This window comes from Streptomyces sp. NBC_00271 (genome assembly GCF_036178845.1).
Classification (GTDB): Bacteria; Actinomycetota; Actinomycetes; order Streptomycetales; family Streptomycetaceae; genus Streptomyces.
Genome location: NZ_CP108070.1, coordinates 3,520,260 through 3,535,333 on the forward strand (window position 1 = coordinate 3,520,260; position 15,074 = coordinate 3,535,333).

12 protein-coding genes are annotated in these 15,074 nt (G+C 70.9%); 7 read left to right on the plus strand and 5 right to left on the minus strand.

All coding sequences use genetic code 11. The annotated features are described in order from the left end of the window. The first annotated feature begins 12 nt into the window (after positions 1-12). The 4 genes from tal to pgl are packed head-to-tail and all read left to right on the plus strand — an operon-like array spanning position 13 to position 4,484. Entirely contained in the window at positions 13-1,131 is a 1,119-nt protein-coding gene (gene tal / locus OG798_RS16480) for a transaldolase (protein ID WP_095855301.1), read from the plus strand. 4 nt (positions 1,132-1,135) lie between these two features. Then, positions 1,136-2,659 (plus strand): glucose-6-phosphate dehydrogenase, encoded by a 1,524-nt coding sequence (gene zwf, locus OG798_RS16485; protein WP_095855300.1) that lies wholly within the window; start codon positions 1,136-1,138, stop codon positions 2,657-2,659. After that, the gene (gene opcA, locus OG798_RS16490) at positions 2,656-3,705 is read left to right on the plus strand and encodes a glucose-6-phosphate dehydrogenase assembly protein OpcA (protein WP_095855299.1); all 1,050 of its coding nucleotides are present in this window, start codon (positions 2,656-2,658) and stop codon (positions 3,703-3,705) included. The genes zwf and opcA overlap by 4 nt, the downstream gene beginning before the upstream one ends. Next, positions 3,702-4,484: a 6-phosphogluconolactonase gene (gene pgl, locus OG798_RS16495; protein ID WP_067364192.1), complete on the plus strand. Its 783-nt coding sequence runs from the start codon at positions 3,702-3,704 to the stop codon at positions 4,482-4,484. The genes opcA and pgl overlap by 4 nt, the downstream gene beginning before the upstream one ends. Before the next feature lie 91 nt (positions 4,485-4,575). On the opposite strand, the gene OG798_RS16500 is transcribed toward pgl, so the two are convergent. The 5 genes from OG798_RS16500 to OG798_RS16520 form a co-directional block, all read right to left on the minus strand. After that, a complete protein-coding gene (locus tag OG798_RS16500) occupies positions 4,576-5,415 on the minus strand; it encodes a carbohydrate ABC transporter permease (RefSeq protein WP_121416495.1) in 840 nt (279 codons plus the stop codon). Continuing rightward, entirely contained in the window at positions 5,412-6,770 is a 1,359-nt protein-coding gene (locus OG798_RS16505) for an ABC transporter permease (protein WP_328757259.1), read from the minus strand. Before OG798_RS16505 ends, OG798_RS16500 begins: the two co-directional genes overlap by 4 nt. A gap of 5 nt (positions 6,771-6,775) precedes the next feature. Then, positions 6,776-8,101, minus strand: a complete 1,326-nt coding sequence (locus tag OG798_RS16510) for an ABC transporter substrate-binding protein (protein WP_328757260.1) — start codon at positions 8,099-8,101, stop codon at positions 6,776-6,778. 64 nt (positions 8,102-8,165) lie between these two features. After that, on the minus strand, positions 8,166-9,839 hold the full coding sequence (locus OG798_RS16515) for a glycoside hydrolase family 13 protein (protein ID WP_261686124.1): 1,674 nt from the start codon (positions 9,837-9,839) through the stop codon (positions 8,166-8,168). Between the two features lie 173 nt (positions 9,840-10,012). Then, positions 10,013-11,284, minus strand: coding sequence for an ABC transporter substrate-binding protein (locus OG798_RS16520; protein ID WP_095855293.1), 1,272 nt, complete (start codon positions 11,282-11,284; stop codon positions 10,013-10,015). Between the two features lie 188 nt (positions 11,285-11,472). Between OG798_RS16520 and OG798_RS16525 the strand changes: the two genes are divergently transcribed. Genes OG798_RS16525 through OG798_RS16535 form a run of 3 tightly spaced genes read left to right on the plus strand, consistent with a single transcriptional unit; the run spans position 11,473 to position 15,055 of the window. Continuing rightward, positions 11,473-11,988 carry a PadR family transcriptional regulator gene (locus OG798_RS16525; protein ID WP_095855292.1) on the plus strand — a complete coding sequence of 172 codons (516 nt, stop codon included), beginning with the start codon at positions 11,473-11,475 and terminating at the stop codon, positions 11,986-11,988. Beyond that, positions 11,985-12,758: an ABC transporter ATP-binding protein gene (locus tag OG798_RS16530; RefSeq protein WP_095855291.1), complete on the plus strand. Its 774-nt coding sequence runs from the start codon at positions 11,985-11,987 to the stop codon at positions 12,756-12,758. The genes OG798_RS16525 and OG798_RS16530 overlap by 4 nt, the downstream gene beginning before the upstream one ends. Positions 12,759-12,763: 5 nt before the next feature. Continuing rightward, positions 12,764-15,055, plus strand: coding sequence for an ABC transporter permease (locus OG798_RS16535; protein WP_121416489.1), 2,292 nt, complete (start codon positions 12,764-12,766; stop codon positions 15,053-15,055). Positions 15,056-15,074: the final 19 nt, after the last annotated feature.

The window sequence follows — 15,074 nt, forward strand, 5'->3', positions numbered from 1 at the left end:
GATGCAATTTCCATGACAGACGCACTCAAGCGCCTCTCCGAGGAAGGCGTCGCGATCTGGCTGGACGACCTGTCGCGCAAGCGGATCACGTCCGGCAATCTCGCCGAACTGATCGACCAGCAGCACGTCGTGGGCGTCACCACCAACCCGTCGATCTTCCAGAAGGCGATCAGCAGCGGCGACGGCTACGAGCAGCAGCTCGCCGAACTCGCCGCCCGCAAGGTCACCGTCGACGAGGCCATCCGCATGATCACGACGGCGGACGTCCGTGACGCCGCCGACATCCTGCGCCCGGTCTTCGACGCGACGCAGGGCCAGGACGGCCGGGTCTCCATCGAGGTCGACCCGCGCCTGGCCCACAACACCACCGCGACCATCGCCGAGGCCAAGCAGCTGGCCTGGCTGGTGGACCGCCCGAACACGCTCATCAAGATCCCGGCGACCAAGGCGGGCCTGCCCGCGATCACCGAGGTCATCGGCAGGGGCATCAGCGTCAACGTCACGCTGATCTTCTCGCTGGAGCGCTACCGCGAGGTCATGGACGCCTACCTGGCGGGTCTGGAGAAGGCGAAGGCCGCGGGCCTGGACCTCTCCAAGATCCACTCGGTGGCGTCCTTCTTCGTGTCCCGCGTGGACACCGAGATCGACAAGCGGCTGGACGCCCTGGGCACCCCCGAGGCCAAGGCCGCCCGCGGCAAGGCGGCGCTCGCCAACGCCCGGCTCGCCTACCAGGCGTACGAGGAGGTCTTCTCCTCCGACCGCTGGGCCGCCCTCGACAAGGCGCAGGCCAACAAGCAGCGCCCGCTGTGGGCGTCGACCGGCGTCAAGGACCCGGCGTACAAGGACACCCTGTACGTCGACGAGCTGGTGGCGCCGAACACGGTGAACACCATGCCGGAGGCCACCCTGCAGGCCACCGAGGACCACGGCGACATCACCGGCAACACCATCGCCGGTACGTACGAGCAGTCCCGCGCCGAGCTCGACGCGGTCGAGAAGCTCGGGATCTCGTACGACGACGTGGTCCAGCTCCTGGAGGACGAGGGCGTCGAGAAGTTCGCGGCGTCCTGGAACGACCTGCTCAAGTCCACAGAGGCGGAGCTCAAGCGCCTCGCCCCTTCGGAGGGCTGAAACCTTGTCAAGCAGCAACCCGCTGCGTGACCCCGCAGACCGACGGCTCCCGCGTATCGCGGGGCCGTCGGGCCTGGTCATCTTTGGCGTCACGGGCGATTTGTCACGTAAAAAGCTGATGCCTGCTGTGTACGACCTCGCCAACCGCGGGCTGCTGCCGCCGGGCTTCTCGCTCGTCGGCTTCGCCCGCCGCGAGTGGAAGAACGAGGACTTCGCCCAGGTGGTCCACGACGCCGTCAAGGAACACGCCCGTACGGAGTTCCGCGAGGAGGTCTGGCAGCAGCTCATCCAGGGGATGCGCTTCGTCCAGGGCACCTTCGACGACGACGACTCGTTCGAACGGCTGCGCGCCACGATCGACGAGCTGGACAAGGCGCAGGGCACGGGCGGCAACTTCGCCTTCTACCTCTCCGTGCCGCCGTCCGCCTTCCCGGTGGTCATCCAGCAGCTGAAGAAGCACCACCTGGCCGACCAGTCGAACGGCTCCTGGCGGCGCGCGGTCATCGAGAAGCCCTTCGGCCACGACCTGAAGTCGGCCGAGGAACTCAACGCGATCGTGCACGAGGTCTTCTCCTCGGACCAGGTCTTCCGCATCGACCACTACCTCGGCAAGGAGACCGTCCAGAACATCCTGGCGCTCCGCTTCGCCAACACCATGTTCGAGCCGATCTGGAACCGGTCCTTCGTCGACCACATCCAGATCACCATGGCCGAGGACATCGGTATCGGCGGCCGGGCCGGCTACTACGACGGCATCGGCGCCGCCCGGGACGTCATCCAGAACCACCTGCTCCAGCTGATGGCCCTGACGGCCATGGAGGAGCCCTCGTCGTTCGACGCGGACGCGCTCGCCGCCGAGAAGACCAAGGTGCTCGGCGCAGTGCGGATCCCGAAGGACCTGGGGCGCGACACCGTCCGCGGGCAGTACGCGGCCGGCTGGCAGGGCGGCGAGAAGGCCGTCGGCTACCTGCAGGAAGACGGTATCGACCCCAAGTCGAAGACCGACACCTACGCCGCGATCAAGGTGGAGGTCGACAACCGCCGCTGGGCGGGCGTCCCCTTCTACCTGCGCACCGGCAAGCGGCTCGGCCGCCGCGTCACCGAGATCGCGGTCGTCTTCCAGCGCGCCCCGCACTCCCCCTTCGACCACACGGCGACGGAGGAGCTGGGCCAGAACGCGATCGTCTTCCGCGTCCAGCCCGACGAGGGCGTCACGGTCCGCTTCGGCTCCAAGGTGCCCGGCACCTCGATGGAGATCCGGGACGTCTCCATGGACTTCGCCTACGGCGAGTCCTTCACGGAGTCGAGCCCGGAGGCGTACGAGCGCCTGATCCTGGACGTCCTGCTGGGCGACTCGAACCTCTTCCCGCGCACCGAGGAGGTCGAGCTGTCCTGGAAGATCCTCGACCCGATCGAGCAGTACTGGGACAAGCACGGCAAGCCCGCGCAGTACCCCGCGGGCACATGGGGCCCCGTCGAGGCCGACGAAATGCTCGAGCGAGACGGACGGAGCTGGCGTCGCCCATGAAGATAGACCTCACGGACACCACGGCCAGCAAGATCAACAAGGCGCTGGTGCAGGGCCGCCGCGCCATCGGCACCCCCGCCGTCGGCATGGTGCTCACCCTCGTCATCGTCACCGACGAGGAGAACGCCTACGACGCCCTGAAGGCCGCCAACGAGGCGTCCCGCGAGCACCCCTCGCGCACCCTCGTGGTCATCAAGCGTGTCTCCCGCTCGCTCCGCGACCGCACGAAGTCCCGCATCGACGCCGAGGTGCGGGTCGGCGCGGACGCGGGCACCGGCGAGACGGTCGTGCTGCGGCTGTACGGCGAGGTCGTCGACCACGCCGACTCGGTCGTCCTGCCGTTGCTGCTGCCGGACGCGCCGGTCGTCGTCTGGTGGCCGGTGAGCGCGCCGCTCGACCCGGCCAACGACCCGCTCGGAAAGCTGGCCCAGCGCCGCGTCACCGACACCTACGCCGCCGAGGCGCCCGTACGCGAGCTCAACGCGCGTGCCGACGCCTACACGCCCGGGGACACCGACCTCTCCTGGACCCGCATCACGCCCTGGCGCTCGATGCTGGCCGCCGCCCTCGACCAGGTCATCTGTGACGTGAACGCGGTCGAGGTGGAGGGCGAGGAGTTCAACCCGAGCGTGGAGCTGCTCGCCATGTGGCTCGCGGACCGGCTGGACGTCCCCGTCAAGCGGTCCAAGTCCGCCGGCCCCGGCCTGACCGGCGTCCGCATGGAAACGAGCTGCGGCCCGATCGCCCTGGACCGCGCCGACGGCACCCTGGCGACCCTCTCCATCGAGGGCCAGCCCGACCGTGCGGTGGCGCTCAAGCGCCGCGACACCTCGGAGCTGATCGCGGAGGAGCTGCGCCGGCTCGACCCGGACGACACCTACGCGTCGGCGCTGCGGTACGGGGTGGACCGGCTGAACGGGGCGACGGCCGAGGCCGTCGAGGAGGAGCCGGCCACGGCGAAGGCGGCCGCCAAGACCGCCGCCGCCAAGACACCCGCGAAGAAGGCCCCCGCGAAGGTCCCTGCGAAGAAGGCGGCCTCCGAGTGAACACTCCGCAGCTCGTCGTGCACCGCGACAAGGAGCTGATGGCCCAGGCCGCCGCGGCCCGGCTGATCACCAAGGTCGTGGACGCGCAGGCCTCGCGCGGCTACGCCTCGGTGGTCCTCACCGGCGGGCGCAACGGCAACGGGCTCCTCGCGGCGCTCGCGGCCGCGCCCGCCCGGGACGCCATCGACTGGGGCCGTATCGACCTGTGGTGGGGTGACGAGCGGTTCCTGCCCGAGGGCGATCCGGACCGCAACGACACCCAGGCCCGTGCGGCACTGCTGGACTCGGTGCCGGTGGACCCCGCGCGCGTGCATGCGATGCCCGCGTCCGACGGTCCGTACGGCACCGACGTGGACGCGGCGGCGGAGGCTTACGCGGCCGAGCTCGCGAAGGCCGCGGGCCCCGAGAACCACGGTTCCGTGCCCTCGTTCGACGTCCTGATGCTGGGCGTCGGCCCGGACACCCACGTGGCCTCGCTCTTCCCGGAGCTGCCCGCGGTCCGTGAGACGGAGCGGACGGTGGTGGGCGTGCACGGCGCCCCCAAGCCTCCGCCGACCCGGGTCACGCTCACCCTGCCCGCGATCCGTTCCGCCCGTGAGGTCTGGTTGCTGGCGGCCGGCGAGGACAAGGCGCAGGCCGCGGCGATCGCCCTCTCGGGCGCGGGCGAGGTGCAGGCCCCGGCGGCCGGCGCCCACGGCCGCTCCCGCACCCTGTGGCTCCTGGACGCGGCGGCGGCCTCCCAGCTGCCGCGCTCGTTGTACCCGCCGGCTTCGGCCTGAGCCGTACCCGGGGCTCCGCCCCGGACCCCGTTCGCGCAGTTGCCCGCGCCCCTGAAAAGGGGCGCGGGCAACTGCGCGGTCTTTTGGCCCCTCACTTCACCGACCCGGCCATCACCCCTTGCACGAAGTGCCGCTGGAACGCGAAGAACACCATCACCGGAACGATCAGCGACAGAAACGCCCCCGGCGCCAGCACATCGATATTGCTGCCGAACTGCCGTATCTGGGACTGGAGTTCGACCGTCAGCGGCTGCGCTGAACTGTCGGCGAACAGCAGGGCGACCAGCATGTCGTTCCACACCCACAGGAACTGGAAGATGGCCAGGCTCGCGATGGCCGGACGTCCGACCGGCAGCACCAGCTGGGTGAAGATGCGCCACTCGCCGCCTCCGTCCATCCGGGCGGCCTCCAGCATCTCCTTCGGCATCTCCGCGAAGTAGTTGCGCAGCAGGAAGATGGCGAACGGCAGCCCGTAGGAGACGTGGAAGAGCACGACACCGGGAATCGTGCCGAACAGCCCCAGCGCGCCGAAGAGTTTGGCGACCGGCAGCAGCCCGATCTGGACCGGCACCACCAACAACGCCACCACGACAAGGAAGATCGTGTCCCGGAAGGGGAACTCCAGCCAGGCGAAGGCGTATCCGGCGAGCGCCGCGATCACCACGACGAGGACGGTGGCCGGCACGGAGATCAGCACGGTGTTCCAGAACGCCCGCGTCATTCCCGCATTGCCCAGGAGGGCGGAGTAGTTGTCGAAGGAGAGCTGACCGGGGCTGGTCAGCACCGTCCACCAGCCTCCCTCGGCGGTGTCCTGCGCCGAGCGCATCGAGGAGAGGAAGAGGCCTGCGAGCGGGGTGACCCAGACCAGGCCGACGATCACCAGGAACGCCTGCACCAGGCCGTTGCCGAGCCCCCGCCTGAGCGCGTTCATCGTTGACTCCTTCGGAAGCGGCGGACGTTGAAGACCATGGCGGGGACGACCAGGAGCAGGAGGAGCACACCGAGTGCGCTGCCCAGGCCCTGGTTGTTGCCGCCGCCGAAGGACACCAGCCACATCTGGGTGGCGAGCACGGTGGCGTCCTCCTGCACGGGACCGGGCGCGATGATGTAGACGAGGTCGAAGACCTTCATCACGTTGATCACGAGCGTGACGAAGACCACGGTGAGCACGGGTGCCAGCAGCGGCACGGTGATCCGGCGGAAGATCTGCCACTCGTTGGCGCCGTCCATCCGGGCCGCCTCCAGCGCGTCGCGCGGCAGGGCGGCGAGTCCCGCGCCGATCAGCACCATGGCGAATCCGGTCCAGATCCACAGGTAGGCGCCGATGATGGCGGGGGTGACCAGCGCCGGACCGAGCCAGGACACACCCTCGTACGGCGGGCTGAAGTTCGACGCGGGCAGCCGCACGGTGTACGAGCCGGGGTCCAGCCCCAAGAAGCGGAAGGAGCCGTCGGCCGCGGTGGTCGTGCTCGCGACCGTCTTCCCGTCGCGCGCCGCCTCGACCTTCATCTCGGGCAGTCCGCTCTCCCCGCGGTCCACCCGGCCCTGTTTCCCTCCCCCGCCGGGTGTGAAGTCCAGGTAGACGACACCGCGCAGCTCGTCCCGGGCCGCCTTCTGCCCTGCGGCCGCGTAGGCGGGCTTCGCCTCCTTCGGCAGGTCCTTGGGCAGGACGCCGACGAGGCCGAGGCCGACCGTGTGGCCGGGCGAGGCGGAGGCGGTCGTACGGTACGAACCGTCGGCGCCCTTGGTGAGGCCTCGGCCGTCGCGGGCGCGGGCGGTCGGATAGGACGAGGTTCCCTCGAACGCGTCGTGGACGCCGACTACGGCGGCGTTCAGGACACCCTTGTCGGGGTCCTCGTCGTACGCGAGCCGGAAGATGATGCCGGCGGCCAGGAAGGAGACCGCCATGGGCATGAACAGCAGCAGCTTGAACGCGGTGGCCCAGCGGATCTTCTCGACCAGGACGGCGAGCACCAGGCCGAGCCCGGTGAGCAGCGTCGGCGCGACGACGACCCAGATGGCGCTGTTGCGTACGGCCTTGAGCGTGGCCGGGTCGCGGAACATCTCGGTGTAGTTGTCGCCGCCCACGAACCGGCTGCCGGAGGCGTCGAAGAAGCTGCGCCCCACGGAGAAGACCACGGGGTAGACGACCAGCGCGCCGAGCAGGAGCAGGGCGGGGAGGACGAAGACGAGGGCGATGATCCGGCCGCGGCGCCTGGCGCGCCGTCTGCGGTCGGCCATGCCCACGGCCGGAGGGCTCGCCTCTTTCATGAGGGTGGCGGTCACGGCGATCAGCCCTGGTACGCCTTGGCCGCGGCCTTCTCCAGTTCGGCCGCGGTCGCCTTCGGGTCCGAGGGGTCACGGAGGAAGTCCTGGAGGATCTTCCACTCGCCGGCGCCCTTGGTGCCGCCGAACGCGGCGGGGGCCTGGTCGGACATGTCGAAGCGGACCGAATCCCCGGCGGCGACCAGGGACTTGGCGGTCTCGCGGGCGATGTCGTCGCTGTAGGAGGCGAGGTCGAGCTTCTTGTTCGGGGAGAGGAAGCCGCCCGCCCCGGCCCAGACGGCGGCCGCTTCGGGGGTCGCCAGGTACTCCAGGAACGTCATGGCGGCCTTCTGGTTCTTGCCGTCCTTGAGGACCACGGCCGCGTCGCCACCGCTGACCACCGGCGCCTTGCCGCCGTCGACCGCGGGGAAGGGGAAGAAGTTCGCGTCCTGGCCGATCTTCTTGCCGAACTGGTCCTTGGCGACCCCGGCGACGAAGTCGCCCTCGTAGACCATGCCCGCCTCGGGCTTGGGTCCGAAGACCTTCTCGACGGAGCCGGGGAAGTCCGTGTTCAGGGCACCCTTCTGGCCGCCGGCCATCAGTTGCCTGTCCTTGAAGAGCTTGCCGAGGGTGGTGAGCGCCTCGACCACGGTCGGGTCGGTCCACTTCAGCTGGTGGGCGGCCAGGGCGTCGTACTTCTCCGGTCCCGCCTGGGAGAGGTAGATGTTCTCGAACCAGTCGGTGAGCGTCCAGCCGTCCTGTCCGGCGACGGAGAAGGCGGCGAGGCCCGAGTCGGAGACGGTGTGTCCGGCCTTCAGCATGGCGTCGTACGTGGTCGGCGGCTTGACACCCGCCTGGTCGAGCGCGTCGGGGCTGTACCAGACGGTCGACTTGTGGGCGGCCTTGAAGTACAGGCCGTAAAGGGTGTCGCCGACGCTGCCGTACTTCTTCCAGACGCTCGCGTAATTGGTGTCGACGGACTGTTGGGTGGTCTTGGAGAGCGGCTTGAGCCAGCCCTCCTTCGCGAACTGCTGGAGGACGCCGACCTGCGGGACCATCACCACGTCGGGGGCGTTGCCGCCCTCGATCTTGCTGCCGACGACCGTGGAGACGTTGTCGCCGGTGGAGACGAACTGGGTCTTGGCGCCCGTCTTCGCGGTGAAGGCGTCCAGGACCTTCTGGAAGTTCTTCTGCTCGCTGCCGGACCAGACACCGGCCACGGTGATCGTCTGGCCGCTGAGCGACTTGCCGCCTCCTCCGGCGGCCATGGGCCCGCCTCCGCAGGCGGTGGCGCCGAGGGCCAGGGCGAGTGCGGTGCAGCTCGCGAGCAGGGTCGTACGTCGTCGCATCATCGTTGATGTCCCTTTCAGGGCAGGGGAATGGACGGAAACCGGAGGAGGGGGGAGGAGGGGAAGGTCAGGGATTCGTGCAGTCGCTGATCCACCAGGCGGCCGTGGAGCCGGGCAGCACGCCGGCCGGGCAGGGGCCGCTGGACAGCAAGGGGGTGCCGGAGACCGGCGCGGGCGTGGGGGCCGTACCGAAGTTGACGGCGCACACCAGGCCGTCGTCGCGGACGAAGGCGAGGACGCCGGGCGGCGCCTGAAGCCAGCGCAGCGCGCCCTCGCCCAACTGCGGGAGTCCTGCGCGCAGCTGGAGCCCGTCGCGGTAGAGGTGCCAGAAGGAGCGGGTGTCGGCGAGCGCGCGGTCGGTGGCGTACTCGGCGAAGTAGGCGGGCTGCGGCAGCCACGGCTTGGCGCTCTCGGCGCCCGAGGTGAAGCCGAACGGCGAGGCGTGCCCGGACCAGGGCAGCGGCACCCGGCAGCCGTCGCGGATACGGGCGCGGCTTCCCGTACGGCGGAAGATCGGGTCGGTCAGCACGTCGTCGGGCAGGTCGACGACCTCGGGCAGTCCGAGCTCCTCGCCCTGGTAGATGTACGCGGCTCCGGGCAGCGCCAGCATCAGCAGTGCGGCGGCGCGGGCGCGGGCCGTACCGAGGCCGCTGCCTTCGGTGCCGAGCTCGCCGTAGCGGGTGACGGTGCGGACCTGGTCGTGGTTGTTGAGGACCCAGGTGACCGTCGATCCGGTGCCGGCTATGTCCTGCATGGCCTCGGAGATGACCTTGCGGAAGGCGTCGGCGTTCCAGGGCGCGCTGAGCAGGTCGAAGAAGAAGGCCTGGTGGAGCTCGTCCGGGCGTACGTACTGGGCGTGTTCGCGGGCCGTCGGTACCGAGACCTCGCCGACCAGCAGCCGGTCGCGGCCGTCGCGCCCGGTGTACTCCTCGCAGACGGACCGCCAGTGGCGCCACACGTCGTGCACCTCGGGCCGGTTCCAGGCGAGCGGGTTGACCGAGTCGCGGGTGCGGGCGTCGGCCTCCGGGTCGGGCGAGTCCGGCAGGTCGGGGTGCTTGAAGAGGCCGGCCGCGACGTCGATGCGGAAGCCGTCGACGCCCCGGTCGAGCCAGAACCGCAGCACGTGGTCGAAGTGCGCGCCGACCTCGGGGTTGCGCCAGTTCAGGTCGGGCTGCTCGGAGGTGAACATGTGCAGGTACCACTGGCCGGGGTTGCCGTCCGCCTCGGTGACGCGGGACCAGGCGGGTCCGCCGAACATGGCGTGCCAGTTGTTGGGCGGCTCGGCGCCGTCCGGGCCGCGTCCGTCGGCGAAGTGGAAGCGGGCGCGTGCCGCGCTGCCCGGCTCAGCCGCGAGCGCGGCACGGAACCACGGGTGCTCACTGGAGCAGTGGTTGGGGACGATGTCCAGGAGCACCTTGACGCCGAGGCGGCGGGCGTCGGTCATCAGCAGGTCGAACTCGGCGAGGTCGCCGAAGAGCGGGTCCACGTCGCAGTAGTCGGCGACGTCGTAGCCGTGGTCGTGCTGCGGCGAGGGGTAGAAGGGGCTCAGCCAGATGCCGTCGACACCGAGCTTCTTGAGGTACGGCATGCCCGCGCGGACCCCGGCGAGATCGCCGATGCCGTCACCGGTGCTGTCCAGGAAGCTGCGGACGTACACCTGGTAGATCACTGCGTCGCGCCACCAGCGGTGCGTGTGGAGGGTCACCCGTTGGACCTGTCTGTGCGTGCCTACGTTATGCATGCATGTTAAGTAGGCGTGTCGCATGGGTGTCAACGAGTAGGCAGCATCGACCCGACATCGACCGGGAGTTTGGTCAGTTATATGCCGACTTTTCGGGCACAGAACCCGGAGATGGGATGCTCCCGTTACCTAACAAGTAACTATCAGGGTGCCGACAGGGCACCGCCGGGGTGCTACCGGGGCGAGATGGCCGCCAGCTCGCGCGCCAGCCGCCGTACCGCAGCGGACGGCGTCTCGTGCCCCGTCATCGCATCGTGGACCACGGCCTGCACGACCAGGCTGACCTGGTCGTAGCGCGGGCTCTTGGGGCGTGGGGCTGCCGCGAGGACGCTGGCGCGCAGCGTGGGCAGATAGGGGAACTCCCGGATCAGCTCCGGGTCCTGGTACAGCGCCGCCCGTACGGGCGGCAGCGCACCCTTGGTGAGGACCTGGCGCTGCGCCCGCTCGGTCGTGAGGTACGCGATCAGGCGCGCGGCCGAATCGGGGTGCCGCGCATGGGTGTTGACGGCCAGGTTGGAGCCGCCCAGCACGCTCGTGCCCGGTCCGTCGGGTCCGGGCAGGGGGACTGCGCCGACCTTCCCGGCGACCGCCGATCCCTTGCCGGAAGCACCGACGTAGGCGTAGGGCCAGTTGCGCAGAAAGAGGAGGTGGCCGTCCTGGAAGGCCTGTTTGGACTCCTCTTCCTTGTACGTCAGCGCCTTCTTCGGAATCCAGCCGTCGCGCACGCCGTCGGCGAGGAACCCGATGCCCTCGCGGGCCGCCTCGGAGTTCACGGTGACGCGCTCGCCCTCGTCGCCGAGGATCGTTCCGCCCGCCGAGTAGACCGCCTCCGCCGCGTTCACGGTGAGACCCTCGTAGGGCAGGAACTGGCCGGCGTAGCCGTCGAGTCCGTACTTCGGGGCGATGGTCCTCGCCTGCCGCTCCAGCTCGGCCCAGGTCCGCGGCGGCGCGACGCCCTCTTTGGCGAGGACGTCCTTGCGGTACAGGAGGAGTCCCGCGTTGGTGACGTACGGGACCGCGTACAGCCTTCCGTCGTACGTCGCCGTGTCCACGACCGGCGGCAGGAAGCTGTGGAGCGGGAAGCGGCCGCGGTCCAGCGGAGAGATCCAGCCCGCGGCGGCGAACTCCGAGGTCCAGGCGACGTCGATGTTGAGGACGTCGAAGCGGCTTCTGCCACCGCCGCGCAGGTCGGTCGTCATCTGCGCGTGCGTCTCGTCGGCGGAGTCCGGGAGTTCGACGAGGGTGACCTTCTCGCCGGGGTGGGTACGGTTCCACCCCTCGAGCAGTGGCCCCAGATAGCCGGTGAGGTCCCCCGCGGTCGCCAGGGTGAGCGGGCCGCGACCGGCGCCGTGCGCCCCGTCGGCGGGGGTGTCGGAGGCGACGTAACCGGTCAGGACCACCGCTGCGACCAGGAGGCCCCTACCGGCGGCACGTATCCACCGCATAGGTTCCTCCCTGTACACCGGCGTCGGGCACCTTCGCCCGGCGTCAGTGGCCATGTATACCTGTTAGGTATGGGCGATACTAGGGCCTGCAACACATTGGTCTCCGGCCGCATCGACCGGGCAACGGCCTGACATCGGTATGACATCGGTCTGCGGCACATGACGAGGATGCGGGGAGGAGAGTACGGGTGCGGCTGCCCCTCCTGGCCCTGCTGGCGCGAGGCCCGGCCCACGGGTACGAGCTCAAGCAGGACCTTGAGCAACTGCTGGGCTCCGCGTACCCTCAGCCCAACGTCGGCCAGATCTACGTCACGCTCGGCCGCCTCGAGAAGGCGGGACTGATCGAGGGCGAGGAAGTCGAGCAGTCGAGCCGGCCCAACAAGAAGATCTACCACCTCACCGACACCGGGCGCGAGGCGCTGCATGCCTGGTACCAGGAGACGGCGGACGAGCCTCGGGTACGGGACGAGTTCTTCATGAAACTCGCGCTCGCCCCCACGACCGGCCTGGCCGACCAGATCGCCCTGATCAACAAGCAGCGGCGGCAGTATCTGAACACCATGCGCAACCTGTCGAAGCTCGCCGCGGCCGAGGACCGGGACAACCGCATCTCCCAGCTGCTGATCGAGGGCGCCATGCTGCACCTGCAGGCCGATCTGGACTGGCTGGAGCGCTGCCAGGAGGAACTGGAGGAGCTGGAATGAGCCACACCGCTCCTGTGCCGCGCGCCGAGGGTCAGGCTCCCTTGCTGCGCGCCGAGGGCCTGGTCAAGACCCACCACGGCGAGGGCGCCCCGGCGTACGCCGTACGTGGAGTGGATCTTGCCGTGCGCCAGGGCGAGTTCGTGGCCGTCACCGGCCCGTCCGGCGCCGGCAAGTCGACGCTGCTGCACCTCCTCGGCGGCCTCCAGCGGCCCGACTCCGGCAGCGTCTGGCTGGACGCCGAATGCACGGACGCCTACAGCGAGGCGCGCTGGGCGGTGGAGCGGCGACGGCGCATCGGCATCGTCTTCCAGTTCTTCAACCTGGTCTCCAACCTGTCGGTCGCCGACAACGTGGAGCTGCCCGCGCTGCTCGCCGGGGTCTCCCCCAAACAGGCGCGCGCCGAGCGCGAGCGGCTGCTGTCCGAGCTGGGCCTGGCGGGCAAGGGACGCAGCATGCCGGGTGAGCTGTCCGGCGGCGAACAGCAGCGCGTCGCCCTGGCCCGGGCGCTGGTCAACCATCCGTCCCTGCTGCTGGCCGACGAACCCGCGGGCAGCCTGGACAGCAAGGGCACCCGCGAGGTGATGCGGCTGCTGTCCGGCTTCCACCAGCGCGGTCAGACCATCGTGCTCGTCACCCACGACGCCCGGCTCGCCAGCGCCGCGGACCGCGTGATCAGCTTCTTCGACGGCCGCATCGCCGACGACGCGGAACTCGACGGCACGCCGTCACGCGGCGCCGGGATATCCGGCGTGCTGGAACTGAGGGACTGAGCGGCGTGCGGGCCACTCTGCGCTGGGCGCATGCCGATCTGCGCACGCATCGGGGCGAGGCGCTGTTCATCGTGCTCGCCACCGCGGGAATCGTCGCCTCGCTGCTGCTCGCCGCGGCGCTCTTCGGATACGCGACGAACCCCTGGCAGCGCGTCTTCACGCAGTCGCACGGCGCGCATGTGTGGATCCACACCGGCGCGTCCGCCGACGCCGGGCGGCTCGCGCGGCTGGACGGCGTCGAGTCCGTGGCGGGCCCGTACCGCACCGCGTCCGCCACCGTCGAGTCACGCGGCACCCGTGCCTCCGTCGAGCTGCGCGGCGCCGTCGAGCCGCCCGCCACCGGTCGGCCGCTGCTCGCCTCCGGTCACTGGCTCGACCACACCCGGCCCGACGGAGTCGTCCTGGAGGAAAGCCTCGCCCGTGCGCTGTGGGCCGAGCCCGGGGACACCCTCACCGTGCCCGGCACCGCACGCACCCTGACCGTCCTGGGCGTGACCGACAGTGCCGAGCCCCGCTACCGCCCCGGCGAGCGGTCGGGGGTCGTCTGGGCGCTGCCCTCCGCGGTGCGGGGCGCGGACGGACGTACGGGCCAGGTCATCGGTCTGCGCCTGACCGATCCCGGCGACACGGACTATGCCGTGCAGCGCGCGGTGACGACGCTCGGCTCCGGCGCGGTCACCCAGGTGTCGAACTGGCAGCAGGCCCGCGCCGAGGCCCAGGGCGACAACCGGCTGCTGGGACAGGTGCTCGGCCTGTTCGGCCTCGGCGCGCTGCTGGCCGCCGGGCTCGCCGTGTACGGCGCGATCGGCACCCGTATCCGCGGCCACCTGCGGGACATCTCGGTACTGAAGGCGATCGGGTTCACGCCCGGCCAGGTGGTGCGCATCTTCCTGATCCAGCACGTGGTGTACGCGTCGCTGGGCGCCCTGGGCGCCGCCACGCTCACCCAGGCGCTGGGGAGCCGGATCCCCGGCCGCCTCGGCGACGCCTTGGGCGTCTGGCAGGGACTGCCCGGACACACCGCGGCACTCCTGGCGGTACCGGTGGCCGCGGTGCTCTTCATCGGCGCGACGACCGGGATCGCCGCGTGGCGGGCGGGCCGGGTGCCCCCCGTGCCGGTGCTGCGGGCCGCGGCACCGCCGGCCGGCCGCCTGTCGGGCGTGGCCCGCCGGGCGCTCGGACTGCGGCTGCCCCCCGCGCTCGTGCTGGGCTGGCACCAGGCGTTCCCGCGGCGACCACGCTCGCTGGCCACGGTCGCCCGGCTCGCCCTGCCGCTGCTGCTGATCGTGGTCGCGCTGAGCGCCTGGACCACCATCGACCGCTTCCACAGCGAACCCGAGCGGATGGGCCTCGCCGCCGCGCTCACGGCGCACCCGGACGAGAGCCTCGGCGATCCGGCAGCCCGCGCCCTGCTCACCCGGAACGCACAGGTCACCGCCGTGCACCCGGGCGCCGAGGTGGCCGCTCTGGTTCCGGGCCAGACGGCGACGATCGCACTGCGCGGGCTCGGTACGCACCGGGACCCGTACCCGTTCTCGCTGGCCGAGGGCCGCCCGGCCCGCGGACCCGACGAGGCGGTGGCCGGTCAGGGGCTGCTCGACCTGCTGGACGTGCGCGTCGGGGACTGGGTGCGGATGACCGTCGGCGCGCGCCCGCAGATCCTGCACATCGTCGGCCGCAGCATCGAGCCGGAGAACGGCGGCCGCGTCATCTCCACCTCGCTCGACACCCTGCGCGAGAACGACCCGGAGCTCCGCCCGACCCTCTACCAGCTCGAGTTGCGCCCCGGCGCCGACCCGGACAAGGTCGCCGCCGAGCTGACCGCGGCCGGGCACGGGCACCTGGACGTGCACGCCGTGACCAATCCGGCCGACGGTCTCTCGCCGCTGCGCGGCGTCGTCGTCGGGCTGATCGCCGTACTGGCCCTCATCGGGCTCATCGAGCTGCTGACCGCGGTCGGCGGCACCGTGCGCGAGGGCGAACGGGATCTGTTGGCGCTCAAGGCCATCGGGCTGTCCCCGCGGCAGATCACGGCGGTCACCGTCACGGCCACCGCCTGCACCGCGCTGGCAGCGGTCCTCGCGGGTACGGCGCTGGGACTGCCTCTGGCGCACTGGCTGATCGACGTCCAGGGGAAGTCGAGTGGGATCGGCGCCGGTATCGCCCGGGGGCCGTCCCCCCTCCTGCTGTCGCTGTTCGGTCTGGCCGCGGTCCTGGGCGCCGCCGCCCTCGCCGCGCTCCCCGCGGGCCGCGCCGCCCGACGACGGCTCGCGGACACCCTGAGCGCGGTGGCCTGAGCCCGGGACCCGAACGCGG